General features: G+C 61.1%; 22 protein-coding genes. 13 read left to right on the top strand and 9 right to left on the bottom strand.

Features of this window, described 5'->3' with window-relative positions:
* Nucleotides 1-465 precede the first annotated feature (465 nt).
* Complete coding sequence (locus tag FHT70_RS18130; RefSeq protein WP_246721866.1) at nucleotides 466-1,608, top strand: hypothetical protein; 1,143 nt, start codon at nucleotides 466-468, stop codon at nucleotides 1,606-1,608.
* Between the two features lie 1,598 nt (nucleotides 1,609-3,206).
* Nucleotides 3,207-4,103, top strand: a complete 897-nt coding sequence (locus tag FHT70_RS18125; RefSeq protein ID WP_183703634.1) for a glycosyltransferase family 25 protein — start codon at nucleotides 3,207-3,209, stop codon at nucleotides 4,101-4,103.
* Here the strand turns inward: FHT70_RS18125 and FHT70_RS18120 are convergent.
* The 4 genes from FHT70_RS18120 to FHT70_RS18105 all read right to left on the bottom strand — a co-directional run bounded on the left by FHT70_RS18120 (nucleotide 4,000) and on the right by FHT70_RS18105 (nucleotide 7,901).
* A complete protein-coding gene (locus FHT70_RS18120) occupies nucleotides 4,000-5,397 on the bottom strand; it encodes a HAMP domain-containing sensor histidine kinase (protein WP_183703632.1) in 1,398 nt (465 codons plus the stop codon). The genes FHT70_RS18125 and FHT70_RS18120 overlap by 104 nt on opposite strands.
* Nucleotides 5,398-5,455: 58 nt before the next feature.
* Nucleotides 5,456-6,139 carry a winged helix-turn-helix domain-containing protein gene (locus FHT70_RS18115; protein ID WP_183703629.1) on the bottom strand — a complete coding sequence of 228 codons (684 nt, stop codon included), beginning with the start codon at nucleotides 6,137-6,139 and terminating at the stop codon, nucleotides 5,456-5,458.
* Nucleotides 6,140-6,285: 146 nt separating this feature from the next.
* Nucleotides 6,286-6,588 (bottom strand): hypothetical protein, encoded by a 303-nt coding sequence (locus FHT70_RS18110; protein ID WP_311044534.1) that lies wholly within the window; start codon nucleotides 6,586-6,588, stop codon nucleotides 6,286-6,288.
* 968 nt (nucleotides 6,589-7,556) lie between these two features.
* Nucleotides 7,557-7,901: a helix-turn-helix domain-containing protein gene (locus FHT70_RS18105; protein ID WP_183703627.1), complete on the bottom strand. Its 345-nt coding sequence runs from the start codon at nucleotides 7,899-7,901 to the stop codon at nucleotides 7,557-7,559.
* 107 nt (nucleotides 7,902-8,008) lie between these two features.
* Here FHT70_RS18105 and FHT70_RS18100 point away from each other — a divergent pair, with 107 nt between their 5' ends.
* The 6 genes from FHT70_RS18100 to FHT70_RS18075 all read left to right on the top strand — a co-directional run bounded on the left by FHT70_RS18100 (nucleotide 8,009) and on the right by FHT70_RS18075 (nucleotide 12,637).
* Nucleotides 8,009-8,755: a glucose 1-dehydrogenase gene (locus FHT70_RS18100; RefSeq protein ID WP_183703624.1), complete on the top strand. Its 747-nt coding sequence runs from the start codon at nucleotides 8,009-8,011 to the stop codon at nucleotides 8,753-8,755.
* Between the two features lie 325 nt (nucleotides 8,756-9,080).
* On the top strand, nucleotides 9,081-10,367 hold the full coding sequence (locus FHT70_RS18095; RefSeq protein WP_183703656.1) for an SDR family oxidoreductase: 1,287 nt from the start codon (nucleotides 9,081-9,083) through the stop codon (nucleotides 10,365-10,367).
* Nucleotides 10,364-10,831, top strand: a complete 468-nt coding sequence (locus FHT70_RS18090; protein WP_183703621.1) for a DUF2269 domain-containing protein — start codon at nucleotides 10,364-10,366, stop codon at nucleotides 10,829-10,831. The genes FHT70_RS18095 and FHT70_RS18090 overlap by 4 nt, the downstream gene beginning before the upstream one ends.
* 312 nt (nucleotides 10,832-11,143) lie before the next feature.
* On the top strand, nucleotides 11,144-11,404 hold the full coding sequence (locus FHT70_RS18085; RefSeq protein ID WP_097597531.1) for a DUF982 domain-containing protein: 261 nt from the start codon (nucleotides 11,144-11,146) through the stop codon (nucleotides 11,402-11,404).
* Entirely contained in the window at nucleotides 11,401-11,619 is a 219-nt protein-coding gene (locus FHT70_RS18080) for a hypothetical protein (protein ID WP_183703618.1), read from the top strand. Before FHT70_RS18085 ends, FHT70_RS18080 begins: the two co-directional genes overlap by 4 nt.
* A gap of 112 nt (nucleotides 11,620-11,731) precedes the next feature.
* Nucleotides 11,732-12,637: an NAD(P)/FAD-dependent oxidoreductase gene (locus FHT70_RS18075; RefSeq protein WP_183703615.1), complete on the top strand. Its 906-nt coding sequence runs from the start codon at nucleotides 11,732-11,734 to the stop codon at nucleotides 12,635-12,637.
* A gap of 203 nt (nucleotides 12,638-12,840) precedes the next feature.
* On the opposite strand, the gene FHT70_RS18070 is transcribed toward FHT70_RS18075, so the two are convergent.
* Nucleotides 12,841-14,109 (bottom strand): DUF892 family protein, encoded by a 1,269-nt coding sequence (locus tag FHT70_RS18070; protein WP_183703654.1) that lies wholly within the window; start codon nucleotides 14,107-14,109, stop codon nucleotides 12,841-12,843.
* Between the two features lie 342 nt (nucleotides 14,110-14,451).
* Between FHT70_RS18070 and FHT70_RS18065 the strand changes: the two genes are divergently transcribed.
* Nucleotides 14,452-15,003, top strand: a complete 552-nt coding sequence (locus FHT70_RS18065) for a DUF1003 domain-containing protein (RefSeq protein WP_085777301.1) — start codon at nucleotides 14,452-14,454, stop codon at nucleotides 15,001-15,003.
* 351 nt (nucleotides 15,004-15,354) lie between these two features.
* Here FHT70_RS18065 and FHT70_RS18060 read toward each other — a convergent pair whose 3' ends face one another.
* Together FHT70_RS18060 and FHT70_RS18055 are read right to left on the bottom strand one after the other, a co-directional pair.
* Nucleotides 15,355-15,744: a limonene-1,2-epoxide hydrolase family protein gene (locus tag FHT70_RS18060; RefSeq protein ID WP_183703613.1), complete on the bottom strand. Its 390-nt coding sequence runs from the start codon at nucleotides 15,742-15,744 to the stop codon at nucleotides 15,355-15,357.
* 79 nt (nucleotides 15,745-15,823) lie between these two features.
* Nucleotides 15,824-16,564, bottom strand: a complete 741-nt coding sequence (locus tag FHT70_RS18055) for an SDR family oxidoreductase (protein WP_085777303.1) — start codon at nucleotides 16,562-16,564, stop codon at nucleotides 15,824-15,826.
* Nucleotides 16,565-16,667: 103 nt separating this feature from the next.
* On the opposite strand from FHT70_RS18055, the gene FHT70_RS18050 reads away from it, so the two are divergent.
* The gene (locus FHT70_RS18050; protein WP_183703652.1) at nucleotides 16,668-17,609 is read left to right on the top strand and encodes a LysR family transcriptional regulator; all 942 of its coding nucleotides are present in this window, start codon (nucleotides 16,668-16,670) and stop codon (nucleotides 17,607-17,609) included.
* Between the two features lie 319 nt (nucleotides 17,610-17,928).
* On the opposite strand, the gene FHT70_RS18045 is transcribed toward FHT70_RS18050, so the two are convergent.
* Both FHT70_RS18045 and FHT70_RS18040 read right to left on the bottom strand, forming a co-directional pair.
* Complete coding sequence (locus FHT70_RS18045; protein ID WP_183703610.1) at nucleotides 17,929-19,635, bottom strand: adenylate/guanylate cyclase domain-containing protein; 1,707 nt, start codon at nucleotides 19,633-19,635, stop codon at nucleotides 17,929-17,931.
* Nucleotides 19,636-19,978: 343 nt separating this feature from the next.
* Nucleotides 19,979-20,929 (bottom strand): LysR family transcriptional regulator, encoded by a 951-nt coding sequence (locus FHT70_RS18040; RefSeq protein ID WP_183703607.1) that lies wholly within the window; start codon nucleotides 20,927-20,929, stop codon nucleotides 19,979-19,981.
* A 98-nt stretch (nucleotides 20,930-21,027) separates the two neighbouring features.
* Between FHT70_RS18040 and FHT70_RS18035 the strand changes: the two genes are divergently transcribed.
* From FHT70_RS18035 to FHT70_RS18025, 3 genes are read left to right on the top strand one after another with little or no spacing between them, the layout of a single operon-like run.
* Complete coding sequence (locus FHT70_RS18035; protein ID WP_097597516.1) at nucleotides 21,028-21,903, top strand: dioxygenase; 876 nt, start codon at nucleotides 21,028-21,030, stop codon at nucleotides 21,901-21,903.
* Entirely contained in the window at nucleotides 21,900-22,961 is a 1,062-nt protein-coding gene (locus tag FHT70_RS18030) for a maleylacetate reductase (RefSeq protein WP_097597514.1), read from the top strand. Before FHT70_RS18035 ends, FHT70_RS18030 begins: the two co-directional genes overlap by 4 nt.
* Nucleotides 22,962-23,017: 56 nt before the next feature.
* Nucleotides 23,018-24,298: an ABC transporter substrate-binding protein gene (locus FHT70_RS18025; protein ID WP_183703604.1), complete on the top strand. Its 1,281-nt coding sequence runs from the start codon at nucleotides 23,018-23,020 to the stop codon at nucleotides 24,296-24,298.
* Nucleotides 24,299-24,317 lie beyond the last annotated feature (19 nt).

The raw sequence follows: 24,317 nt of genomic DNA, 5'->3' as shown, positions 1-24,317 counted from the left end.
CCCGAAAACTCATCGTTCTCGCCAACACAATCCTCTTTCGAAAGACCGAATGGACGCCACAACACCGGAAAAATTGAACATGGTTGCTCCCCGCTCGCGGGGCGAAGGGACTGAGCCGCAGCCGCTCCGTCCCCAAGCAGTCTCGCAGGGCACGTCCCCTCGCCCCGTTTACGGGGAGAGGGTTAGGGTGAGGGGCAAGTCCGCGGTCCGAACCGGACAGCAATGGGCTTGACCCGAGGATCCACGCCGACCTCCAACTCCGGGCATGGATCCCAGGCTCAAGGCCTGGGATGATGGAGGCCGGCACGAGTGTTTTCGCCGGACGTGAGGCCGAATGGAACTACACCGGTCTGCGCTAACGTCAGGCAAACCGGAATGTGCCGGCCCGCCATCCAAAATTGGTGGTTCCACAAACGAGAGACTGCAGCTAAAAATTGCAACAGATGAGGAACTCTGGGGGGCAGGATGCGCTACATTCTGGTGATGATCGGGGCAGTCTGTCTCGTTTACGGCGCCTGGCATGCGGCGATGGTGCGGTCGACCACCATTCGGCTTGAGCCTGCTGGCTGTCAGTTGACCTTCAGCTACGCTGACATGTCGCTGCTCCTGTCAATCCCACTGGTTGTGTGCGCCTTCCCGCCGAGGAGTATCATGTACAGATTGATTGTTTTCGCAGTGATCACGATCGCGGCCCGTTCCGCCTTTGCGAGCGAGGTTCCGTTTTTCGCCAGTCCTGATGTGCCCGACTATACCGCAAAGATGATCGTGCGTGACGCCTATGGTGCCAAAGGGGACCGCCAGCGGGTCGTCCGGCATCACAACGGCTGGACACGTGTTGAAGAGAAAGGAAACGAAAAAACGAACCTTTCTTACGGACATTTCTTCAAGAACGTGGTTCTGAGGGCAACCAGGAGGAATGGTGAAATCTCGTCATTTCAAGTCAGGCAGGTCGAACCACCTCAAGATTATGACGGCATCACGAAAGTCAGGGAAACGGATGATGTCGAGACCGTCGGCGGTGAGCAGTGTCGCTGGCGGCAAATCGTCCGGCGCATGGACAGGGACGAGACCAGTCCCAGTTGGTTGACTTGCCTGACCGAGGACGGAATAGAGATCGCGACGAAAGTCCTTTTCTCCAGCGGGGAGGTCATGTCCGAGACGCGTCTGACGGATCTGCGGCGCGGGCCTGTGCCGGAAGCGGTGGTACGACCGCCTATGCAGCTTCTCGAAGCCGGTACCTGGCTCGCGCCCTTGCCACGTTACGACGATTACACCCCGAATCCTGGAGACTTCGAGGCGGAACTGGTTAGCCACAGATCCAAGGAGAGGCTGTTGCGTCATTATCCCTGGTGGTTCCGACAGCGCGACCGTGGAGATGGATCGATCCTGATCACCGTCTGGAACGAGCTTGAAGACCAGGGGCTCCGATATTCCACATCAAAGGGGGAGCGCATGTTCGAAGCTGTCCGCTCCTCCTCGATTCCCTCGTCGGAGTTCAGGAGATTCGACGGGGTTTATGGGATGGTCGACTTGAGAGAGAAAGATCGGCTGCTCGGCGAGGACTGCGCATGGTATGACCGGACACCAAATTCGGCTGATGGGGGCTAAGGCAATGCCTCACTTCGGACGGCATACCGCTGATTGACGACCACTGGTCTGGCTGGGGAGACAGCGAGAAATTCAAAATAGTGACGCTGACGCGCCGGCCGGTGGGTACGGATGAAATGCAGCCACCCCGTGATTACCTCGAGCCTGCTGCCTGGGGCTTCAGCCCTCCATACTAGGGATCGGGGATATCATCAAGGCCGGCCGGGGACGTCCTTGATTGCTCTGTAACAGGTCGCGTCGTGGGGTTCACCGGCGCGCGATTGCCTTCGCGTTTGCGCGTCGAGACGTCGCGGCTGTGAGCGGGGGCTTGACCCGAGGATCCACGTTTTGGCTCCATCAGATGTGCATGGATCCAGGCTCAAGGCCTGGGATGACGGAGGGTAGGGTGCTGCTTCTATCATACTCTCCGCGGGTCTCCGGAGAGCGCGATGAATGCGGCTGAGGGGGAGATCAGGGGTGGGTCCCGGGACGCGCTCTGTATTGCGGCACAGTTGACCCACCCTCCGTCATCCTCGGGCTTGACCCGAGGATCCACGCCGACCTCCAACTCCTGGCATGGATCCCAGGCTCAAGGCCTGGGATGACGGAGTTCGGGGCGGGTGTTTCGCCAGACTTGTTGGCGATCGAGCCGGACAGCTGCACCTTTGGCGCAACCCAGCTGAGGGCTGGGTCGGGTCGCACGGCACAGAGAAACGAGGATCAGTTTATCCGGAAGTTCATTTGGACTTGCATCTTTCATCGGCCTCTAGGCTCCAATCATACGAGGTGTGCGCCGGAACCGGCCAACGCCAAGAAAGCTTGAGGCAAGCAGTACGGGGGACTTTCGACTTCGAAACACCTATCGCTAGTAAAGCCCGCCCCTGTCTCCGTCCGCCCTTGCAGTTTGCCGGAGAGCGGGCCTCATCCTCCGTCATCCTCGGGCTTGACCCGAGGATCCACGCCGACCTCCGACTCCGGGCATGGATCCCAGGCTCAAGGCCTGGGATGACGGAGGTTGTGGCGCGTGTTTTCGCCAACCGAAGTGCCGCGAGCCGAATAGTGAATGGCTTGCCTGGCCCACGGCACAGCGCCAACGAGGATCCGTCTGTTCAGACGTGCCTCTGAGCTGCGCCTCCCATCGCGATGCCGATCGGAACTGGGTAATGGCCTGGGCGCTTCCAAACATATGGAAGCGTCCTGGCTTTGACTGGAGTGGGCCGCACAGAGTATCGAAGTGCATGGCTGTGTTATAAGCACCTCCGCACGGCCCACAATACTTACGATCACTGAAGCCCGTTGTTCCCGAGCCGACGAAATAATTGGATGCGGCGCGCTTTCAGCAGGATCGGATCTCCGGCGCGGCACGCAATGGGTCGCCGTCGTCATCGAAGGCGTGATTGATGTCATGATCGCGGGAAGGGAAGTGACCCATTGCGTGCAGCAAGCGAGATGTAGCGCAAGATTCTTACGGGCTTTTTGCCGGGACAATACCAATCCGTAAGAATGCATCGCTCGGCCGGCGATGGCGCAGCTTACGGAAATGTATGATTCAGGCGAAGTCCCGGTGAGATTGGCAGTGCAGGTTTGGCGTCGTCATTGCCAAGTCGAGGCCAAGTCTCATGAATATGCGCGCCACACCTGCCGCCCTTATGCCGGCCTTTCATCCGGTCAGCCTGCGGGTGAATACCTATCTCATCAATCTCGACCGCGCGCCGTTGCGCCGGTTTCGAATGGAGCGGCTGCTGTCAGGCTTCGGCCTTGCCTATGAGCGCGTGGCGGCGGTCGACGGGGCGGGGTTGAGCCTGCCGCATCCCGACTTCGACGAGAGATCCTATCTCCGCCGGCACGGCCGCCGGCCGAACCTTTTCGAGATCGGCTGCTATCTCAGCCATGTCGTATGCGCCAGGCGCTTCCTCGGCAGCAATGCCGAATTCGCCCTCATTCTCGAAGACGACCTCGACTTCGACGATGATTTCGCCGAGCTGCTCGAGGCCGCCCTCCAGCACGAGGCGCAGTGGGACATTCTGCGGCTCTCGACGGTCAATTCCGGGCGGAAGCACCGGGTCGAGCCGCTGACCGCCGCCCGCTCGCTCGCCATCGCGCTGACCCGCGAGAAGGGCTCCGGCGCCTATCTGATCAACCGCAAGGCGGCGGGCTGGATTGTTGGGGCGATGCTGCCGATGCGGCTGCCCTATGATCTCGCCTTCGACCTGGAGTTCGATGAGGGGCTACGCGCCTGCTTCGTCGATCCGCTGCCGGTGAGCCAAAGGGCCGATCCCTGCTCGCAGATCCAGGCGGGGCTTTCGGCCTACCGGCTCGGCCGCCGCAGGCCGTGGAGCGTGCTGCCCTTTCGCGCTGCGGCCGAGCTGCGCCGTTTTGCGATCCGCTTCATCAGGCTCGCGGCATGGCGGTTCAGGATTTCTCCGGCATCAATGGGAAGGCGATCGAAACACGAAGGCCGGGATGATTGTCCGTCAGCGCAATCTCGGCCGAATGCAGTTCGGCGATCGCCTTGACGAGGCTGAGGCCGAGGCCGCTTCCCGGCGTCGTGCGGCTCTTGTCGATCCGGTAGAGGCGCCGGAAGACCTTGTCCCTTTCCTCGGCGGGGATGCCGGGGCCGGTATCGGCGACCGAGAGCACGGCGCGATCCTCCTGGCGGCGGAGCGACAGGGTGATGCCGGTTCCGGCCGGGCAGTGATTGATCGCGTTCTCCACCAGGTTGGCGATCATCTGCGTCAGGAGATCTCGGTCGCCCCAGATGACGGCGGGAGCGCGCGCGGCGATCCGGAACGACTGCCCCGCATCTTCGGCGACATCGCCATAGACCTCGGAGATGACGGTGAGCACGGCGTCGAGATCGGTCGCCTGGAAACGCTCTTTGCGGGCGCCGGCCTCGATCTGGGAAATGCGCAGCAGCGCCTCGAAGGTAAGATTGATCCTGTCGCTCTCGTTTCTGGCTTCGTCGAGCAGAGCCGAAACATCCGCCTGCCGGTCGTTCTCGGCCGCGGCAGCATCGAGCGTCAGGCGCAGCCTGTTGAGCGGCGTTTTCAGATCATGGGCAATATCGGCGCTCACCTGCCGCATGCTCTCGACCAATCGCTGCAGCCGCTCCAGCGCCGCATTGATCTGGATCGCCACCGTATCGAGATCGTCGCCGTTGCCGGTGATCGGAATGCGGGCATCGAGCGCGCCGTGGGAGACCTCGTTCATGGTGTTGGCGACCCGGTCCAGTCTCGCCTGGGCGCGAACGGCGAGAAAGACGCCGCCGCCGATCGCCATCGCCACGACGATGGCGGCCGCCCATTCGAAGCTCACCAGCACGATCCGCAGCATCTCGTCGGCATCGTTGAAGTTCTCGGCCACGACAAGGCTGTAGGGGCCGATCGTCGAGACCTGCATCCGGTAGCGTTCATGCCCCTTGAGCCCGACATCGCCCGAGGTGACGGTATAGACGCCGTTCGGGATGCGGGGTGCTGTGAAATTGCCGGCAAGCTTGCGCCCGCCGGCATCGGTCAGCGAATAGAGCCCGTCGGAGGTCGACTGGAAGCTTGCATAATTGTTCAGCGTGTTGATCAGATCTTCGGTGTCGCCGGGCTGATAGGTCGAGACAATCAGTGAATTCATCTCGCTCAGCGACTGGTCGACATCACGGCCGAGTCCGAGGCTGAGCATGTGATAGATGATCGCGCCGCTGAAGACGAAGGCGACGACGAAGAGCACGCCGAAGGTGACGGCCAGGCGAAACGGCGTGCTCCTGCGCAGGCTAGAGCATGATGCCGAAAAGTGTGCGCGGTTTTCGGACGACATCATGCTCTTACTCTTTAAATTGCGAACAGGATTTGAGATTTTCAGGCCGATGGGCCTGAAATCATCCTGTTCGAGGCGCATGCAGGCTGTATCCGGTGTTGCGGATCGTATGCAGGAGCTGGACCTGGAACGGCTTGTCGACCTTGGCCCTGAGGCGGCTGATATGGGTCTCGACGACGCTGGTCTTCGGGTCGAAGTGGAAATCCCAGACCCGCTCCAAGAGCATTGTCTTGGTGATGACGCGGCCTTCGCCGCGCATCAGCACCTCGAGCAGGGTGAATTCGCGCGGCTGCAGCTCGATCACCTGGCCGGCGCGCCGCGCCTCTCGCCGGATCAGATCGAGCTCGAGATCGGCGACCTTCAAGACGGTGCGCTGCTCCTGCACCGGCGGGCGACGGCCGAGTGCATTGACGCGCGCCAGAAGCTCGGAGAAGGCGAAGGGTTTGGTGAGATAATCGTCGCCGCCGGCCTCCAACCCTTCGACCCGATCGTCGACGCCGCCGATCGAGGTCAGGAACAGCGCCGGCGTGCCGACCTTGGCAGCCCTGAGGGAACGCACGATCGCCAGGCCGTCAAGGCCCGGCAGCATACGATCGACGACGATGACGTCATAGGCCTCGCGCTGCGCCTGAAACAGCCCGTCGCGGCCGTCGCCGATGACGTCACAGACATGGCCGGCCTCGGAGAAGCCCTTGGCGATATAATCGGACGTCTTGGTATCGTCCTCGATCAGCAGGATTCGCATCGGCCGCTCCCGGATGCCTGGTGCGGCAAGATCTAGCCGAGACGACAGTCTGGCGGCAACTTACGGATTGGTAAGGGAGGGCGGGCAGGGTGCTCCACCGGTGAAGTTCGACTCGAGTGTGACAATGCCTCCCTGCAACTAGGGGCTCATTGCTGCTGGTTGCCCGTCCGGCCGGTCGGAGCGGCTCCCCACTGGCGTTCAAAGAATTTCGTCTTGGCGCCAAGATAAACGAGCGCGAGCAACAGGGCGATGCCGAAATAGCGGTGGACGTAAACCGTGGCCAGAAGGACGAGCGCGATGCCGCTGGCGCAGATGAACCCGAAGCGGATCGAGTAGGGCTTGTCCTTTCCTCCCCACCCCAAGCCGAGGGCCAGGAGCCACGCGAGGAAGATGAAGCTGGGCACACCCCATTCGGACAACCAGAAAGATCTGAACAGCACGCCGGACACGGCCAGCAGACACCCTACGACCAACGAACAAACTCTCATCATCCCTTTGCCGCCTCTATAATTCCGAAATTGGCGGATCGGTTAACAATGAAATGATGCAACATGCAAAGGCGGCCTTCCTGTGGTGGCTGTGTCACAACCCGATCGCGATGCGCAATCACTAGCAGCGGAACTTAAACCAAAGGCAAATACGTATGGTTGTGTTCTAACTAAATTGCGCGGGAACTCGCAGACGCCATCAGCGCCGCGGTCGCGTCCGCTGAGGTGTGAAAAAAGCCGGACGATGCGTGTTGCCCCTCATCCGCCTGCCGGCACCTTCTCCCCGTTCTGACGGGGAGAAGGGGATATGCCGCACGCTCTCCGTCCCACGCCGACCTTTCGCAGGGCACGTCCCCTCTCCCCGTCACTACGGGGAGAGGGTTAGGGTGAGGGGCACACGCAACCGGGACCCATGGCTCAAAGCCCCGGGGTGACGCAAGCCGAGTGCGCGATCTCGTTAACTTTTTGCGCGACGACGAATGGCAACCGCCTTAGGCCGCGCCGGCAGGGCTGCGTAGCCGTTGGCCGGCAATGGCAGCGACATCACAATGGCTTCAGGAGGGCGGCAACATGACTTCCATATTGCATAGGCTGCGAAGTCCTCATTTCACTTCGTTATAAGTTTCTGCCAAAACCTTATAACGCGTCGGCAAGTCTCGATCAGCCGGGCATGGATCCCAGACTCAGGGACTGAGGCGCAAGGCCGGGATGACGGAGTTTGAAGGTACGTTCTGCCAAATTCGCAGCGGATGGCGCGTCGGCTAACGGTGAGTGATGAAGTTTGGCGGTGAGATCAGAAAGCGCGATGTCTTGGTTTTGCCAGGGGTCTGCGTTTGCCGCAATCGCCTCCCCACCCTCCGTCGTCCTCGGGCTTGACCCGAGGACCCAGGCCTGCACCGGCAGCACCCATCGAAGGTATTCAAGGACCGTCAACCCGTCTTCATTTGCTCGGGAAGCTGCCCAAAAGCCGTCAGAATCGCCCTGACCAGCCCGGGAAAGCGCTCGTCGAGCTCGGCGCAGCGGGTCTGGTTGCGCATCTCCACCCCCTGGCGCTCGCTGCGGATCAGCCCGGATTCGCGCAGCACCTTGAAATGGTTCGACAGCGACGATTTCGGAATGACGCGGTCGCCGAGATCGGCGAGCGCTGAACACGTGCCGCCGCAGGCGGTGCCGGCGAGCTTGGCGAAGATCGCGACGCGCTCCGGATCAGAGAGCGCATAGAGGATCGCCTCGGGTTTTATGTCCTCCAGGGCGGGGTGAAAAATCGGTCGCATAAATTTTATATAGGGCCACTTGACATCGAGATCAACAGTTCCGAATTTCTGAACTACGGAACAAGGCCGTCAATTCCGGCGGCCATCCGGATCAGAAGGAACAAGAAATGGCTAAGCTCACAGGAAAGGTCGCAGTGGTCACGGGAGCCTCCAAGGGCATCGGCGCCGCGATTGCCAAAGCGATGGCGGCTGAAGGTGCTGAAGTGGTGGTGAATTACGCCTCGAGCAAGGCCGGAGCCGACGCCGTGATCGAGGCGATCGGCGCGGCCGGCGGCAAGGCCATCGCGGTGCAGGGCGATGTTTCCAAAGCCGAGCAGGCGCAGGGCGTGGTCGATGCCGCGGTCAAGGAATTCGGCAAGCTCGACGTGCTGGTCAACAACTCAGGCGTCTATGAATTCGCCCCGATCGGCGAGGTGACCGAGGAGCACTATCGCCGCATGTTCGACGTCAATGTTCTCGGCGTTCTCCTGACCACCCAGGCAGCGGCCAAGCATCTCGGCGAGGGCGGCAGCATCATCAACATCTCCTCGGTGGTCACCAGCATCGGGCTGCCGGCCACTGCCGTCTACACCGGCACCAAGGGCGCCGTCGAGGGCATCAACAGCGTGCTTGCCAAGGAGCTTGGCCCGCGCAAGATCCGCGTCAACGCCATTCTGCCGGGCATGGTCGAGACCGAGGGCACCCACACGGCCGGCGTCATCGGCTCCGATCTCGAACAGAACATGGCCGACCAGACGCCGCTCGGCCGCATCGGCCAGCCGGACGATATCGCCGATGTTGCCGTCTTCCTCGCTTCCGACGATGCCCGCTGGCTGACGGGCGAACGGCTGGTCGCGAGCGGCGGTTTCCGCTAAGGCTTGCGATGGCGGTGCGTGCGCCTTTATGGAGGCGCGCGCATACTGTGTCGGCAGAAGGTTCACCCCTCCGTCGTCCTCGGGCTTGACCCGAGGACCCACGCCGGCGTCCTCGGCTGTGGCCATGGTCCTTGGGATGACGGAGAATGAGGGTGCGTTTCCGTCCAACTCGCCGCATCGAGCAGACGCGATCTGGGAACTCAAGCACTCGGAATTGCTGGGTCGACTCAATTCAAAACTTATCCCGGCATTGTCACGAGGAAGGGCGCTGGAACGAAATCCTGCACGCACAGGTTCGGGGCTTTTGAGTGCGAAGGTCGTCCGTATGAAAATCCTTGTTACCGGCGCAACAGGACTTGTTGGCTGTGCCGTCTGCGCCCGGCTAGCGGCATGCGGACATGATATCATCTGTGTGGTGCGTCCTGGAAAACGGCCGGTTGAAGGCACCGGCTGCTGGATTGAAGTCGATGTAGCCAAAGCAGTGGCGCCCTCTGCCTGGCTGCATCATCTCGAGGGAATGGACGCCGTCGTCAATTGCGCCGGGGCATTGCAGGACGGAGTGACCCACAACATGGCGGGCGTCCATGCGCAGGGACCGGGAGCGCTGTTCCGCGCATGCGAGCAATCCGGCGTGCGCCGTGTGATTCATTTCTCGGCAATTGGAGTGGATCGGCAGCAGCCATCGACGTTCTCGCGGACGAAACTTTCCGGCGACATGGCCTTAATGGAGACGGATCTCGACTGGGTAATACTGCGTCCGTCCGTGATCCTTGGTGATGCGGCCTTCGGCTCCAGTGCATTGTTTCGCGGACTTGCGGCGCTGCCGTTTCTGCCAGTGATGCCATCGACCGGGAAACTTCAGGTGGTGCAGCTCGAAGACGTCACCGAAACCGTCATTCGGCTGCTCGACAAAACGGCCCCGTCGAAAATCGCGCTCGAAATCGTCGGCCCGCAGGCGCTCGAGTTTGAAGAGATTGTGGCGCGATACCGCAGATGGCTTGGCTGGCGTCCGGCCAAGTGCTATCTGCTGCCCCGCCCGCTTGCCAGCCTTCTCTATTCGCTCGGCGATTTTGCCGGGTTGCTGGGCTGGCGGCCGCCGGTTCGAAGCACGGCCGCAAGGGAGATCGCGCGCGGCGCCGTCGGAGATCGAGGCGAATGGATCGACACAACGGGTATCCGGCCATCGTCGTTGGACGATGCCTTGGCACGTCGCCCGGTTTCGGTTCAGGAGCGTTGGTTTGCAAAACTCTACTTCCTGAAGCCCGTCACTTTTGTGCTGCTGCCCATCTTCTGGATATCGACGGGAATAATTTCGCTGACATCGGGCTTCGAGCAGGGTGTCAAGCTGATGATGGGGGGCGGTGCAGGTAGTTTGGCGGTACCAACCGTTATTGCCGGGGCACTTGCGGACATCGCGATAGGATGCGCCATCGCCATACGCCGCACTGCGCGGTGGGGCCTTTACGCAGCTATCCTGCTGTCACTTTTCTATGCGGCGGTCGGCACCGCGATATTGCCGGAGTTATGGAATGAGCCGCTTGGCCCGTTGACAAAGATATGGCCGATCCTCGTGTTGCACCTGGTTGCTCTCGCGATCTTGGAGGAGCGATGACCTATTTCGTGCTGAAATTCCTGCATATCATCGGCGCCACCGTTCTCCTCGGCACCGGCGCGGGCATCGCCTTTTTCATGTTGGTCGCGCATCGTACCGGCCATGCAGCGACCGTGGCCGCCGTCGCGCGGATCGTGGTCATTGCGGATTTCGTCTTCACAACAACGGCCGTGATCGCTCAGCCGGTCACCGGCGCAGCGCTCGCCTGGTATGTCGGCTATTCCCTTTGGGAGCGCTGGATCGTTTGGTCGATCGTTCTCTATCTCATCACGGGTGCTTTTTGGCTGCCGGTCGTTTGGATGCAGATGGAGATGCTCAAGATTACGAAGGGAGCAGCGGCCAACGGTGAGCCGCTGCCGGCGCGATACCATCGGCTGTTCTGGACCTGGTTTTATTTCGGCTTTCCGGCTTTCGCGGCGGTGCTGGCAATTCTCTGGCTGATGATCACCCGCCCGGTTGGATAATCCGCGGAGTTCCGGCTTTTCGACCAACCTCCTGCCTGTCCGACCTCCGTGCCACCCTCCGACCGGAAATGTGGACTCGGCGCGCGCCGGCTCCACCGCCGCAGCACGAACTTGGCGTCATCGCGGACGCCGTCGCTCAGACTGCACACTCCAGCGAATCCGTCCCGATCGACGCTCGTATAAGATCTTAACGATCACGACCTTCTCCCCATGTTCTCTTCCAAGCTGTCCGATAACGGACCAACCATTACGGCTTGGGAACTCGGACAGCTGAAGGCGGTTGTCGGGGAAAACCTGGCAATGAGGTCTGCAATGGAAAAGGTTATCAATATCGACTTCCATGTCACTTGGAAGCCACCGGTATATGTCCGGATCGGCGACGGCATGCGTGAGCGCATTGAGGGCCCGGATGCGGCGCTTGCGGCGCTTCTCCATCGCTGGCCGTCGACCAATTCTCGTGAGTTCGGCATCGCCAAGCGCAGATGCGTCGATGCCATCGCTCGCCGTGGAAGCGCCGAGGGAGCCCGCAGGGCGTTCATGGAGGCGGCGCTCGCCGCGAGGGTATTCGCATGACCGCGCTTTCAATCGACGCACCGCACTGGGCGATACTTTTGGGGACGTTGACGCTGACATGCTGGATTGCTGCCGGCCTGGCCGCCGTTCTCGGCACCGCTGAGGAGATCAGGCACGGCCAAGCCGGGAGATTTGCCGGCTATATGACAACGGGCCTCGCTGGGGCGGGCGTTGGCTCCGCACTAGTGATGATCACCATCTTGGTATCCGCCTGAAGAGCAGCGGACGCCGGACAGCTTCCTCGGAGCGGTCTACCTGGTCGATGCAGGCGATGTGAGTTATTCCAATGCCTTACGACATCTTGAGCGGCGACGGTCTGGAGACACTATGCGCGACTGCATTATCATCGGAGGTGGACCTGCTGGCTTGACTGCGGCCATTTATCTTGCGCGCTACCACCTTTCGACAACCGTATTCGATGACCATAGCAGTCGTGCCGCCACCATTCCGATTTCCCACAACCTCGCAGGGTTCCCGGAGGGTATCAGCGGAAGGGAGCTTCTCGCCAGGATGCGCACGCAGCTTCAAAGGTACAAAGTTGAGATCCGCACTGAGAGCGTCAGCCAGCTTCAGCAGGAGCATGACGGCTTTCACGTTGTTTCCAGCCACGGCGGCATGCGGGCGCGAACAGTCCTTCTCGCCACCGGCGTCATCGACCGCAAACCAGCGATGTTGGCCGAGCGTCATGACGAGGCTGTTGCGCGCGGCCTTATCCGCTACTGTCCTGTGTGCGACGGGTTCGAGATCACCGACAAGCCTGTCGCCGTCATCGGTTGCGGATCGAGGGCGTTTGCAGAGGCGCTGTTCCTGCGGAGTTATACGACACACGTAACGATCATTACTCCGCAAGAGGAACACGAGCTCTCGGAGATTGAGCTCAATCGGCTGCGGGACTTGCGGATCGGCCTCCAGGAAGGTCCGATAAAATCTATCGACCCTGAGCGCGATAGGATCACAATCGCAACAGCTTCCAGCATCGGCGTGTTTTCGTCTATTTACCCGGCGCTAGGATCGGACGTTCGGTCGGAACTGGCAGCTATGGTCGCCGCAGAATTGTCGGAGAACGGCTGCGTCATCGTCGACAGTCACCAAAGGTCAAGCCTTCCCGGCCTTTATGCAGCGGGAGACGTGGTCATCGGCTTGGATCAGATCGGGACCGCAATGGGGCAGGCGGGCATAGCGGCCACCGCGATCCGAAACGATCTGAACGAGGCTAGTCCTCTAGCACGCTAAGGGATGCCGTCGCTGCTGGGCCCCGGGTGAGCCTGGAGCCTTGCTCTACGTCGGCGCTCACGATCTCGCAAATCAAAGTTGAGCCGCTGCCAGGAAGCTCGACGGGGAGGCGTGCGATAGAGCCTTAGCCCAATTCTGCCGTAAAGCGGCACCCGCGGGCGGCGCCTCTGACGCCTCCGCGGGTGCCACGATTACCAGCCACGTCAACGGACGCTGGCAGGCATTCTTGCCGCGGACATAAGTGGTTGAGCAAGCTGATCCAAGAGATGGCCCGCATTCTGTTCCTCACCCAGCGACAATGTCAGCAATCGAGCGACCGCCGGCTGTGCAAGCTGAAGGGCAAGATTACGCGCGGTGGTGTAAGCGGCAATTTCGTAATGTTCGACGCGCAATGCTGCACCGATGAGAGCCAGATCTGCAGGAGCGTCTTCTCTCTTCTTGCCTTCCGCCATTACCTCTTCACCCTCCTCGATCAGGCCAGCCATTCCCTTGCAAGGTTTTGCTCTTGCCGCGGAGCCGAGTACTCGCAGACACTCGTTCAGCCGTTCGACCTGCGCTTCGGTCTCGGCAAGATGTTTCTGCAGCAAGGTCTGCAGTTGCTGGGAGCGGGCTGCCTTCTGCAGCCTGGGGAGCGCTTTGAGCAACTGCTTTTCGGCATGCAGCAGGTCGCGAAGCTCGTCCACGAGCACCGCCTCGATCCCTTCCGATCTTTCCGGCGGCGCGCTTCGCGCTTCGATTGCCAGTGCAGTCTCGTCGGCGCCCTTGAACCCCTGGAACGCCGGAGCCTCGACGAATTTCCAGGGCTCTCCTTCGTTCCACGGGCCGCGAACATCGACCTCGCCGAGGTCGCCTTCGCCCGTCGAGTCGTTGAAGAATTGGTCGACGAGCCCCGGTGTGGGAGCGATTCTTCCAACACTGAGGGGAGGTTTACCCATGCTTTCGAGTGCGAGCTGGAATGCCCGCATATGGGTGATCTCTCTTGTCATGAGAAATTGCAGAGCGTCCTTCGTGCCGGAATCGCGGCAGAAGTCGATCAGGCGTTCATAGACGATCTTCGCACGGGCTTCGGCTGCGATATTGCTTCGCAAGTCCACGTCCAGCTCGCCGGTTATCTTCAGATAGTCGGCCGTCCAGGGGTTGCCCATGGAATTGAAGAGGTTCACGCCGCCGCCTCCAGCAATGGCAATCAAAGGATCGGCTTCAGCCTCCTCGCGAACGGACTTCAAGGGTTTTAGGTGCATTCTGGCAAGCGTGCCGACGATTTCGAGATGGCTGAGCTCCTCGGTGCCGATATCCATCAGCAGGTCTTTCCGCCCGGGATCCTCGCAGTTCAGGCCTTGGATCGAGTATTGCATCGCCGCCGCGAGTTCACCGTTGGCGCCGCCGAACTGCTCAAGGAGCATATTTCCGAATCGGGGATCAGGCTCATCCACCCGAACGGTGTACATGAGCTTTTTGACGTGATGGTACATGCCGCGTCCTCCTTTGAACTGGCCCATAACCGCACTCGGTGGCGAATGTTCCACACGGGCCGGCGGAGGAGGTAGGTAGTCACCGGTCGTCAAGCGCGTGCAATCTTTCGGTCAAGCCTCCTCGCCAGCGCAGAGTTGCCGCATGATACTTGATTGCTGTCTGAGTTCGCCGCGCCCACAGTCAACTCCACTCAATGCGAGATATTGCAGAACGACGGCGGCAACGCTTGGCGCAAACTGCCGGGGCGACGTTCGCCCCAGGGAATTGCAGCCAACATTGAACCGGATCTTCGTAGGGCAGTTTTCGGCAAAGGTGGAAACCATCAATCCGAGGATTGCGTAATGAACGACGACCATCCGGAGCGCAAAAGCCCGACAACACCGGCCGCGGAAGGATTAACGCCTGCGTTAACCCGTAACATCGAGGCTATCATGCAGCGCCGCCGGCAGAGCCAAAATGCAGCGTCTGCTCAGGAGCGTTCCGCTGCTTTGATCAGCAAGTTCGCCGGTTCCATGATGTTCGTCTACATTCACATCGTGTTTTACGGGGTCTGGATCATCGCCAACGTAGGATTGCTCCCGCAGGTTCCACCCTGGGACCCCTCTTTGGTGATTCTCGCTATGGAGGCTTCGGTCGAGGCGATCTTTCTCTCGACGTTCGTCTTGATCAACCAGAACCGAATGGCTGCACAAGACAATATCCGCGCCGATCTCGACCTCCAGATCAGCTTATTAAACGAACACGAGACGACACGCCTGATCGCCATGGTCGAAGCCATTGCAAAGAAGCTTGAAGTCCCGACCGAGGCGGACCATGAGGTCGAAGAGCTGAAGAAGGACATCGCGCCGGAAGCCGTGTTGGATCGCATCCAGGCGGAAGGAGAAGACAAGTAGAAGGGGCAATGTTCGCGCTGTAAAAGCGGGCGGATGTTGGTGCCTCGCCGTTGTTGTCGGCGCAGTAGACGGCCGCTGTCGGAAAGAGCTTGTAGGCGGCCACGGATGCCGTGTTGATGATGTGGCCGCGGTTTCCGCTGAGGCTTGCGATGGCGGTGCGTGCGCCTTTGGCGCGCGCATACTGTATCGGCAGAAGGTTCACCCCTCCGTCGTCCTCGCGCTTGACCCGAGGACCCACGCCCGCCTCCGCGACTGTGGCAATGGATTCAAGGCTCAAGGCCTGGAATGACGGTGAGTGGGGGGGGGCGTTGCCGCCCGCTCGCCGTTGGCCCTCCAATATATTCCATTGAGTTATTTCCCGATGAGAGCCAACTGCCGATCGAAATCAGAGGGATCGAAATAGTCGCGCCACACGGTGATCGCTCCCTCCACGACCGTCAGCGTCCCCATGACCGGAAGTATGATTTTTCCACCGCCCTCATGCAGGAACACATCAAGCCGTTCGTTAAGGACGACATTTCCGGCCGCCGCGATCTGTGTCACCGTCCAATCGACGGTGAATGTCGTTCCAATTCCGAAATCCCGGTGAAACTTGCGGACGTTCTCGCGCCCGACGATATTCGGGAGCGGTACGTTGTCATACAGCACTTCTTCGGAAAGCATGGCGATCGCCTCGTCGATGTGGCCCGCGTTCCAGTGGCCGAAGAAGGTCAGGGCTGTCTTGGTTGGGTCAGTCGACATTTAGTGAATTCCTTCTTGAAGGGTCCGAAACCCGAGCGACAAATTTCAGAGAGTTCTGGCTCGCAATGCTGAAAAGCCTTCAGACCAGCCGCGATCCACCATCCAGGTTGAGCGTCGCGCCGTTCATCCAGCCATTCGCCATCAAGAACACGACTGCCGCCCCGGCTTCCTCAGCGCTCCCGAGACGATGTAACGGCAATGTTGCCCTGAGGCCCTCGACAAAGGCGTCGCGACCGTCGCCAAGTGCCTTGCCGAGCAGTGGAGTATCGATCGGACCCGGCGAAAGGGTGTTCACCCGGCGCGGCGCGAGTTCCAACGCCAGGCCGCGTGCCAATGCTTCCATCGCTGCCGAAGCGGCAGCGAGAACGGCGGTCCCATAGGCATTCGGCCGGTCGCCCAGTGCTCCGGAGATGAATGTCACCGAACCGTCGGCGGCGAGCCGGTCTCCAAGGGACCGAAGCGTATATATCGCCGCCCAGACGCGCTCTTCGAACGCGCGGCGGAGATGGTCGACGTCGGCTTCCAGCACCTTGCCGACGACGAAGCTTCCGGCCATCAAGACGAGGTGATCGACATGGTCGATATCAGCGAGCGCGGATTCGATGGCCGCGCGCTTGGTCACATCGGCCGCCCTCCAGCCACTGAGGCCATGTTGTTCTGCGGCTTGTTTTGCCCGTTCGGCGTCAGATCCGACCACGATGACTTTTGCGCCGAAGGACTTGGCTTGTGTGGCTGCGGCGAGGCCGATCCCCGAGGTGCCGCCGACGATGAGTATGGTTTTGCCTGAAAGGGTATCCGAGATGTTTGATTGAGTGCCCATGCTCTGGCTCCGTTTGGAGGCGCTCGATTGCGCCCATTGCCAGAAAGTAATTCCAATTGCCTCGATTGATAATTGGCCCAATATTCGCTTTACTCATGCCATCATGGCACAAATCGGTTTCGAACGTCTCACGGGCCTGATTGCATTTGCGCGGGCCGCATCCCTTGGAAGCTACACTGCGGCAGCCCGCGCGCTTGCGGTGTCACCGTCGGCCGTCAGCAAGAGCGTCCAGCGGCTCGAGCAGCAGCTCGGCATTGTCCTGTTCCTCCGTACCACGCGCTCTCTGACGCTTACGCCCGAGGGCCGCGATCTGCACGATCGCGCGCTGCGTCTGTTGCGGCAGGCCGAGGATATCGAGCAGGCCGCAATGGCCGCCCGCGCCGAACCGTCCGGCATTCTCCGGATATCCGCACCGCTTCCGGTCGGCGTGCATATACTCGGCCCGGCGCTTCCTCGCTTGCGCGCACGCCATCCGAAACTCGCAATCGATCTGCGCCTGGGAGATCAGTTCGTGGACATGATCGAGGAAGGTATAGATGTCGCCATTCGGGTTGGAGCACTGGCCGACTCCCGTTTGAAGTCCCGACGGCTTGCGCCGCATCGCCTTTGCGCCTTTGCTTCGCCCGAGTATCTGAGACGACGGGGTACGCCTCGACATCCTGACGAACTGGCGGGGCATGACTGCGTCAATTTCCGCTTCCAGAGCTCGGGCCAGACACTTCGCTGGCCCTTTGCATCAGGAAAACGAGTCTTCGAGGCCACGCCGGAGATTGGGATCACGGTGGACACAAGCGATGGTGTCGCCGCTGTCCTCGTCGCGGGCGGCGGCGTCGGCATCTCTCCAACCTACATCGCCGCGCCCTATGTGAAACGCGGCGAACTCGTGCCGATCCTCGCCGCCTTCGCCGTCGACCGCTCCAGCATGATTGCACTCTGGCCAGAGAGCCGCCGCGCCAATCCGAATGTCAAAGCATTTCTGACATTTCTCGATGAGGTTTTCCCGGCGCGTCCACCTTGGGACGAGGTGGTGTTTGCCGGACAGTAGTGTTGCGGCCTGGGGTGGCGCTACCGGGAAGGCCAGACTTCGGCGCTGATCGGCTGTGGCCATGGATTCCAGGCCCGAGGCCCGGAATGACGAGGCCGGAGGTGCGTATTCGCCAACTCGCCGGCGGCGCGGCGCCTCGCAAACCGCTAGCGGTGATGTCTTATGGCGCAATCATCGCTAGCGCTGGTTGCTTCGCGCCTTGATCATGCGCCTCTTGCCGTTTCGAATAATGGCGCTGTGACAGAGATGGCAGAAACGCGCCGCCAGCGCATATCCGTTGATCAAGTCCTGAACGCGTCGGGATTGTCCCCGCCCGCTGTCACGTCTCCGGCAGGCCAGCCTTTCGGAAGCCGTCGACAAAGTGGTCTCGTACAGATGCATCGCGCAGCGGCTGGGAGCTGAGCCAATGGCCGATCGTGAAATGAGGGTGGGCGATCAGGAACAATTCTGCCTCTCGCCGCGCCTCCTCATGGTGGCCCAGCTGCGCAAGCGCAGCAGCCAGGAACTTGCGTGAGTTGGTGCGATACGTTTCTTTCCTGCGCAGTGTACCGGTTGCCGCCTCATAGTCACCCGCAGCGTATTGCGCCTGGCCAAGATGACAAAGATACCAGCAGGCTGGATAGGGATTGAGCCGCAGAGCTTTTTCGATCTGCGCCAGTCCGTCGGCAATCCTGCCGTCCAGCACGGACATATCAGACATGGCGGCCCAGGTATCGGCGTGGTTGGGGTCGAGTTTCAGGGCCATGGCGAAGGCGGCCTCGGATTCCTCCCATCGCCGCTCATAAGCCAGAATGGTCCCCAGAACGTAACGGCAGCCGGCATCGTTGGGATCGAGGTCGACCGCCTTCTGTGCTGATGTCACCGCCATCCGACGGTTGGGATCTTCGGGCTCGCCGAAATGAGTCCAGGCAAGCCAACGGTTATAGGCGAGCAGACCGAGCGCCTCGGCATAGGATGGCTCGAGCTTGACCGCGCGTTGGAGCAGCATATAGGCCTCACGCTCGGTTTGCGGCGACTCTTCCGTCAGCAGGCGGGCGCGCACACACAGATCGTAGGCCTCGAAGTTTTTCGGCCGATTGCGCGGCGTCGGAATGGTCAGCCGGCCGACGAGAGCTTCAACAATCTTGGCGTTGACCTCATCCTGCAACTCGAAAACATCTTCCAACGTCCTGTCAAACCGTTCGGCCCACAAGTGCTGGCCGCCAAGCGCGTCGACCAATTGGGCATTGATGCGGACACGGCCCATAGCGCGTCTGGCGCTCCCCTCGAGGACGTAGCGGACGCCGAGTTCCTGGGCGACGAGCCGTACGTCGATCGGCTTGCCTTTGTAGCCGTAGACGGAATTGCGCGCGATGACGAACAGGCCAGCCGTGCGGGAAAGGTCGGTGATCAGGTCTTCAGTCAAGCCGTCGACGAAAGGCTCGTCCGTTTCATTCCCACTCATATTCGTGAACGGCAATACAGCGATCGAGGGATTTTCCGGCAGCGGCAATATGCTCTGCAGCGCATCCGGCCAATGCCACACGTGGACTGGGCGGGTCAGGTTCTTCAAATAGCGTTCACCTGCATCGAAGAACTGGTCGGCGATCTCGCCGACGATCTCGCCGTGAACGCTTGATGAAATGCAGATACCTCCCGGCGCGGCCTGCGTCTGGAGGCGCGCCGCGACATTGACCCCGTCGCCGAGGACGTCTGAACCGTCGTCGATGACATCTCCGAGATTGACGCCCACGCGCAAAAGCAGGCGCCGGTCTTCGGAACCCTCAACAGCAGTGGTGGCTCGTTGCATTTCCAACGCTGCGTCGACCGCGTCCACCGCGCTGGCGAATTCGATAAGGAAGCCGTCGCCCACGACCTTGAAGATGCGACCATTGTGACGCAACACAGCCGGCTCGATAACGCCGGAACGGAGTTCCCTGAGGTTCTCAAGCGTTGCGACTTCATCAGCCTCCATCAGGCGTGAATATCCCACCACATCGGCAACGACGATGACGGCAAGGCGACGCTGAAGAGAATGATCCGTCATTTGAGGACAAGCCCCACGACCAAGTTCCCAAGTTATTGTTCAAGCGCGGGTGAGTCAACAAAAGGTAAGGGCTAATGCCCAGGCGACCTCCACCTCCATCAAGCCGCATCCCTCTTTGTGGCCGCCGGCGTCGAGTTCTCTCTTGAGAGCCGAGAGGCCGACGACCGCTCCCGGCCCCAAATCGGTCATTCCTTCTCGGCCGCAGCCGAGCCTGCTCCTGGAACATTTGAGATAGTGGGCTTCTAGCCAAGAACGCGGTCTCGGTTCGTCCATCAACGGCAAAAGCAAACCTTAGATCACTGCTGCAGGCTTGTGGCAGACCGACTGTTTTTAACGGGGGCTCTCAAACTCCCCAAATCACCGACTCCTCATGACGTTTGATCAAGTGCCGAAGATGTTGGAAACCCATGCGGACGAATTCGGCAAATTGATCGACGGCGGGAGCTCGTGGAGCATCGACGCGCTTGAGGATCGCAAGTGCGCGCTCTGGATGAGGGATCGTGATTGGCAGTGCGGTGATCGTCTTTTCCTTGCGCTGCGCGAAGACGACGCTGTGCGGCATGATGGTCAGCGCATCCGCCGATTTCAGATAATTGATTACACTCATCAGCGAGCCGCCGCTGTAGCGGATCTTGATCTCGGTGGCGCCGAAGGAGAGCAGCAGTGCGCGCAGGTCCGCCAGCAGCGGACTTCCCGGTGGCGGCGCAATCCACGGATAGTCGAGCAGATGGCTCGGCTGCGGCCGCCGTTTCAGAAGCAGCGGATGGGTTACCCGACAGGCCACGACATTGCGGCCCGGGAGGATCTGCTGGAATTCGAGCCCGGAACCCTCGTCGAGTATGTCGATCGGGCATATGGCGAGGTCGATCTGATCTGCCTTCAGCGCTGCGCGCAGATCCGGGAAATAACCGTAGCTTTGATCGATCCGCACGTCCGGACGGCTTGTCTGAAACTCTGCGCACAGCCCGGCAATCAGCGCATCCATGAAGAAGGGCGTGCCGCCGATCCGCACGACGCCGCTCTTGCCGACGCGGAAGCTTTCGACGAGATCGGAGGCCTTGCGCGAGGCTGCGAGCATGACGAGGCCGTGCTCGGCGAGCGAAAGTCCAAACGGCGTCGGCTGCAATGGCCGGCGACCCTTGACGAAGAGCGGCTCGGCCACGCGCTTCTCCAACATTGACAAGGTGCGCGACACGGCAGGCTGAGCGAGGCCCAGTAAGGCCGCACCTTCGGTTACGCCGCCTGTTTTGACAACGGCGGCAAGCTGGATCAGGTGACGTTCATCGAACTTCATAACAATCCGTTATATTGTTTTGCAACAAAATCATCAATCCATGCAATTCCGACTGCTAGTATCAATCTCGGATACACGTGAGATCGTGGAGGATGAGCATGGCGGAGCGTGCAAAGGCGCTCACATTCAGCGAGGCGACGTCGGCCGAGGTTTTCTCGGAACGCTTCTCCGCCGGCAGTGACGGCAATCTGTCACGGCTGATCGCTGCCGCCGTCATCCATGTTCATGATCTCATCAAGCAGTTTCGCCCGACCCAGGACGAGTGGCGCAAGGTTATTGCCTTCCTGACCGATGTCGGCCATGCCTCGGACGAGCGGCGACAGGAATGGGTGCTTCTGTCCGATCTCATCGGCGCGTCGGCCCTGGTCGAGGAAATCAATTCGCGGCGACCGAAAGCGGCGACGCCGAATACCATTCGCGGACCGTTTTTCCGCAATGATGCGCCAGCAAGGGTATCGGGCTCTTCGATCTCGCTCGATGGCATCGGCGAGCCGCTGGCGGTGGCCGTGCGGGTGCAGGATCTCGATGGCCTGCCGATCGCAGGCGCCGAGGTCGTAACTTGGCAGGCGAATGCAGAGGGCTTTTACGAGAACCAGCAGCCGGATTTGCAGCCGGAACATAATCTGCGCGGCCTCTTCCATACCGATATCGACGGACGGTTCCATTATCGCTCCGTCATGCCGTCGGGTTATGGCGTGCCGGACGATGGCCCGGTCGGGCGGCTGCTCGCCGAGGCGGGCTATCCGCTGCGCCGCCCGGCGAACCTGCATTTCGTCGTTCGTGCCAAGGGCTTCGAGACGATCACCACCCAGATTTACGATGCGAGCGATCCACACCTTGGCGAAGACGCCCTCTTCGGCGTGCGGCCCGAGCTCATTGTCTGCTTCGAGCCGTCCGAGATCGATGGACAGCCCGCCAAGGCGTTGAGCCTCACCTTCGTGATGGTTCGAGCAAAGCCGGGGAGGGCGGCATGACCCAGGATTTTTCCTATGCGGGCAGTCCCGCCCAAATCGTCTTCGGTGCCGGCAGCCGCAATCGGGTCGCGCAATGGGTCGCCAAAGCCGGCCGCAAGCGGGCCTTGATCCTCTCGACGCCGCATCAGAAGGCTGATGCAGACGCGCTGGCCGAAGAGATCGGGCCGCTTGCCTGCGGCGTCTTCTCAGGCGCGACCATGCACACGCCCGTCGAGGTGACGGAGGCGGCGATGCGGGTGGTGGCGGAAACCGCGGCGGACTGTGTCGTCTCTCTCGGCGGCGGATCGACGACGGGGCTCGGCAAGGCGATTGCCTATCGCACCGATCTTCTCCAGATCGTGATTCCCACGACCTATGCCGGGTCGGAGGTGACGCCGATCCTCGGGCAGACCGAAGGCGGCCGCAAGACGACGGTGCGCGATGCCAGCATATTGCCGGAGATCGTGATTTACGACCCCGCGCTGACGCTCGGCCTGCCGGTCGCCATGAGCGTGACGAGTGGCCTGAACGCGATGGCCCATGCCATCGAAGGGCTTTACGCGCAAGACCGCAACCCGATTTCCAGCCTGATGGCGCTGGAAGGCCTGCGCGCCTTTGCCCGAAGCCTGCCGGTTATCGTCAACGATCCCAAGAACGCTGAGGCGCGCAGCGATGCCCTTTACGGCGCCTGGCTCTGCGGATCGGTGCTCGGCACGGTCGGCATGGCGTTGCATCACAAGATTTGTCACACGCTCGGCGGTTCCTTCGATACGCCGCATGCCGAAACCCATGCGGTGATGCTGCCGCATACGGCCGCCTTCAATGCCGCAGCCGCGGCATCGGAGCTGGCAGGAGCGGCCGATATTTTCAGCGGCGCCATCGGTGGCGGGCTCTGGGATTTCGCAAGGGCGATCGGATCTCCCTTATCGCTCAAGGAATTCGGGCTGACAGAAATCGATCTCGATCGCGCGGCTGCGATTGCTGTCGAGAATCCCTACTGGAATCCGCGGCCGATCGAACGGACTGCGATCCGCCAGCTTCTACAGGACGCTTGGGAGGGCCGGCGGCCGACGGACTGAGACACAGGCGCCTGCGGGCGCACTCTTTGGGAGGAGAGACAATGGGAGGAGGAAACATGTTCACGAGACGCGATTTTCTGAAGACGACGGCCGCCGGCGGCGCATTGATTGCAACGTCGGGCCTGCCCATGCCGGCGATTGGCAAGAATGCGGCAATCAAGCTCGGCTATGTCAGCCCGCAGACGGGGCCGCTCGCCGCTTTCGGCGAAGCCGACAAGTTCGTCATAGATGCCTTTCTGGCGACGACGAAGGCAAAGGGCCTGAACTACGAGGTCGTGGTCAAGGACAGCCAGTCGAACCCGAACCGCGCTGCCGAGGTCGCAAAGGAGCTGATCGTCGACAGCCAGATCAACCTGATGCTCGTATCCTCGACGCCGGAGACGACCAATCCGGTTTCCACGACCTGCGAGGGCGAGGAGATGCCCTGCATTTCCACGGTCGCGCCGTGGCAGCCCTGGTTCATCGGCCAGCAGGGTAATCCCGGCGATCCGGCCTCCTGGAAGCCCTTCAATTACGCCTATCATTTCTTCTGGGGCCTTGAGGATATTATCGCCGTCTTTACCGGCATGTGGAGCCAAATCGAGACGAATAAAAAGGTCGGTGGCCTGTTCCCGAATGATGGTGACGGCAATGCCTGGGGCGACAAGGTCGTCGGCTTCCCGCCGGTCCTGGAAAAGCTCGGCTACGGGCTGACGGATACCGGCCGCTATCAGAATCTGACGGATGATTTCTCGGCGCAGATCAACGCCTTCAAGCAGGCCGGCACCGATATCCTGACCGGGGTGATGATCCCCCCCGACCTCACCACTTTCTGGAACCAGGCCAAGCAGCAAGGCCTGAAGCCGAAGGTCGCCTCGATCGGTAAGGCGCTTCTCTTCCCGCAGACCGTCGAAGCGTTGGGAAATGCCGGACACAATCTATCGACCGAGGTTTGGTGGACCCCGACGCATCCGTTCAAATCGTCGCTGACGGGCGAGACCGCAGCCGCCGTGGCGGCTGCCTTCACCAAGACAACCGGCCGCCCATGGACCCAGCCGATTGGCTTTGCCCATGCACTGTTCGAGCTCGCCGTCGATGTCATGACCCGGGCCGAGGATGCGGGCGATGGCGATGCCGTCGCCAAGGCGATCGGCGAGACCAAGCTCGACACGCTCGTCGGGCCGGTTGCCTGGGGCAACGAGAAGCTGCCGCCGTTCGCGCAAAAGAATGTCGCCAAGACGCCGCTGGTCGGCGGCCAATGGCGGCTGAAATCCGGCGGCGGCTACGATCTCGTCGTCGTTGAAAACGGCCTGGCGCCCAACGTACCGCTTGGCGGCAAGCTCGAAGCCCTTGCGTGAAAGGAGGGTTGCCCGGCAC

This window comes from Rhizobium sp. BK049, assembly GCF_014193135.1.
GTDB lineage: Bacteria > Pseudomonadota > Alphaproteobacteria > Rhizobiales > Rhizobiaceae > Rhizobium.
The sequence above is the reverse complement of the archived record's forward strand: the minus strand, read 5'-3'. Positions and strand labels throughout refer to the sequence as shown.

Bases quoted from the DNA above. Each gene is read 5' to 3' on its own strand.
- FHT70_RS18130 (WP_246721866.1), top strand. From the start codon at position 466: ATGCGCTACATTCTGGTGATGATCGGGGCAGTCTGTCTCGTTTACGGC.
- FHT70_RS18125 (WP_183703634.1), top strand. From the start codon at position 3,207: ATGAATATGCGCGCCACACCTGCCGCCCTTATGCCGGCCTTTCATCCG.
- FHT70_RS18120 (WP_183703632.1), bottom strand. From the start codon at position 5,397: ATGATGTCGTCCGAAAACCGCGCACACTTTTCGGCATCATGCTCTAGC.
- FHT70_RS18115 (WP_183703629.1), bottom strand. From the start codon at position 6,139: ATGCGAATCCTGCTGATCGAGGACGATACCAAGACGTCCGATTATATC.
- FHT70_RS18105 (WP_183703627.1), bottom strand. From the start codon at position 7,901: ATGCGACCGATTTTTCACCCCGCCCTGGAGGACATAAAACCCGAGGCG.
- FHT70_RS18100 (WP_183703624.1), top strand. From the start codon at position 8,009: ATGGCTAAGCTCACAGGAAAGGTCGCAGTGGTCACGGGAGCCTCCAAG.
- FHT70_RS18095 (WP_183703656.1), top strand. From the start codon at position 9,081: ATGAAAATCCTTGTTACCGGCGCAACAGGACTTGTTGGCTGTGCCGTC.
- FHT70_RS18090 (WP_183703621.1), top strand. From the start codon at position 10,364: ATGACCTATTTCGTGCTGAAATTCCTGCATATCATCGGCGCCACCGTT.
- FHT70_RS18085 (WP_097597531.1), top strand. From the start codon at position 11,144: ATGGAAAAGGTTATCAATATCGACTTCCATGTCACTTGGAAGCCACCG.
- FHT70_RS18080 (WP_183703618.1), top strand. From the start codon at position 11,401: ATGACCGCGCTTTCAATCGACGCACCGCACTGGGCGATACTTTTGGGG.
- FHT70_RS18075 (WP_183703615.1), top strand. From the start codon at position 11,732: ATGCGCGACTGCATTATCATCGGAGGTGGACCTGCTGGCTTGACTGCG.
- FHT70_RS18070 (WP_183703654.1), bottom strand. From the start codon at position 14,109: ATGTACCATCACGTCAAAAAGCTCATGTACACCGTTCGGGTGGATGAG.
- FHT70_RS18065 (WP_085777301.1), top strand. From the start codon at position 14,452: ATGAACGACGACCATCCGGAGCGCAAAAGCCCGACAACACCGGCCGCG.
- FHT70_RS18060 (WP_183703613.1), bottom strand. From the start codon at position 15,744: ATGTCGACTGACCCAACCAAGACAGCCCTGACCTTCTTCGGCCACTGG.
- FHT70_RS18055 (WP_085777303.1), bottom strand. From the start codon at position 16,564: ATGGGCACTCAATCAAACATCTCGGATACCCTTTCAGGCAAAACCATA.
- FHT70_RS18050 (WP_183703652.1), top strand. From the start codon at position 16,668: ATGGCACAAATCGGTTTCGAACGTCTCACGGGCCTGATTGCATTTGCG.
- FHT70_RS18045 (WP_183703610.1), bottom strand. From the start codon at position 19,635: ATGACGGATCATTCTCTTCAGCGTCGCCTTGCCGTCATCGTCGTTGCC.
- FHT70_RS18040 (WP_183703607.1), bottom strand. From the start codon at position 20,929: ATGAAGTTCGATGAACGTCACCTGATCCAGCTTGCCGCCGTTGTCAAA.
- FHT70_RS18035 (WP_097597516.1), top strand. From the start codon at position 21,028: ATGGCGGAGCGTGCAAAGGCGCTCACATTCAGCGAGGCGACGTCGGCC.
- FHT70_RS18030 (WP_097597514.1), top strand. From the start codon at position 21,900: ATGACCCAGGATTTTTCCTATGCGGGCAGTCCCGCCCAAATCGTCTTC.
- FHT70_RS18025 (WP_183703604.1), top strand. From the start codon at position 23,018: ATGTTCACGAGACGCGATTTTCTGAAGACGACGGCCGCCGGCGGCGCA.